At 36.0% G+C, this 830-nt stretch carries 2 protein-coding genes; both read right to left on the bottom strand.

What is annotated here, in order from left to right:
• Positions 1-210: 210 nt before the first annotated feature.
• Positions 211-558, bottom strand: coding sequence for a hypothetical protein (locus J5V48_RS09750; RefSeq protein ID WP_219938455.1), 348 nt, complete (start codon positions 556-558; stop codon positions 211-213).
• The coding region (locus J5V48_RS09745; protein ID WP_219938453.1) for a hypothetical protein at positions 551-830 on the bottom strand (280 nt) is incomplete at its 5' end. The genes J5V48_RS09745 and J5V48_RS09750, both read right to left, overlap by 8 nt.

Here is an 830-nt window from a genome sequence, read left to right as displayed (position 1 = left end):
ATTGTCACAGCCCACTGAAAAAGATCTGATTTAGCTCAGTCAGTTTTGACTAAAAGTCAGCTCAATCATTTTGGATTGTTGCTTACCCAATTTTTACTGTTGCTCAGTCAATTATATTTATTGCTCATTTGGTTTTGATTTTATTCCCTAAAATTAAGGCGGTTTCAAGTTAAAACCGCCATTATTCTGTAGCTTCAAAGAGTCAACTTGTTAATATGGGAATGCATCATAATCAGATTGATACATTCTTAGTAGCTCATCAAAGGTTGGGGAATCTAAATCATTATCAGAAATGAATTCTCGTAACAACCTAATTTCCTCATTGTTTCTATAATGCCTGCAATGGAGCTCGTTAAGTTTATTGGCATCATCTTGTCTTGAAGTGTAAAGCTCCTGGATCTCGCAATTAGCAGTTTCTAGTTTAGCTTTAAGCTCCTCATTTTCAGTTAAAAGTTGTTCTAGCAACTCCTTTTGAAATGCAATGCAGTTAGCTATCGCACCGTTAAGGTTAGAAGCCATTGAATCAAGGGTGGTTTGCAACACGTAATTACTAAACATATTGTTCTCCATTAAACATAAGTGATTGTTCACGCTCATCGCTTAAACTCTTAAGCTCAAAGCTCATGGTATCTTTAATAATCTGTTCAGTAACTAACTGGCTTTTAGAGGCAATAGCTCTGAGCAGACTGTGCTTACAAATCTTATTAACTAGACGAGGAACACCAAAGGAGTAATCGTAAATAGCTTCAATAGCAGCTTTGTCAAAAAGCTCTACTTCTTCACTAGCACCTGCATATTTAAGGTGGGCTTTAATGTAACCTTCAATCTCA

It is taken from the genome of Succinivibrio faecicola (assembly GCF_019448115.1).
Taxonomy (GTDB): Bacteria; Pseudomonadota; Gammaproteobacteria; order Enterobacterales; family Succinivibrionaceae; genus Succinivibrio; species Succinivibrio faecicola.
Note: the sequence above shows the minus strand (reverse complement) of the source record. Positions and strands in the feature narration are given on the sequence as shown.